The sequence below is a fragment of the Treponema sp. R80B11-R83G3 genome (assembly GCF_054786115.1).
In genome coordinates this window covers 1-396 of sequence record NZ_BDHF01000550.1, presented here as the reverse complement: position 1 = coordinate 396, position 396 = coordinate 1, and the positions used below count along the sequence as shown (strand labels likewise).

The following is a 396-nucleotide window of genomic DNA, read 5'->3' as shown; positions in this document are numbered from 1 at the left end:
CTCTGGTTCGTGTGCTTCGTGGTAAAATTCTTAATCTTCGTGTGGTTCGTGGTTTAAAACCCTTTTTCGCCTAAATCATTTACAATATTTTTATGTATATCCAGTATATTTATGCCTGATAATTTTCTCATGTTGTAATCCAGTATCTCGGCGTGGGAAATGCTTCCTTCTATCTTTGTAACATTATTGCCCCATTTTGCGGAACTTTCGCTTACAAAACCGTCGTTGTCGCCGATTGTTTTTTGTAAATACCTGTGGCTGTGGACAAACAATGAATCGTCAGAGGAACTTTTCATCGTGGAATAAAAACATTGATATTATACCCTGTCGTCCGGCAATATTTCTTCATTAAATTTTTTCATATATTCGGTTGTTAATTGATAATTTAAATTATAC

At 34.8% G+C, this 396-nt stretch carries 1 protein-coding gene; it reads right to left on the bottom strand.

Annotation, left to right across the window (positions count from 1 at the left end; all coding sequences use genetic code 11):
* Positions 1–53: 53 nt before the first annotated feature.
* Positions 54–296, bottom strand: a complete 243-nt coding sequence (locus ACYVRH_RS14910; protein ID WP_461257639.1) for a hypothetical protein — start codon at positions 294–296, stop codon at positions 54–56.
* Between the last annotated feature and the right edge of the window lie 100 nt (positions 297–396).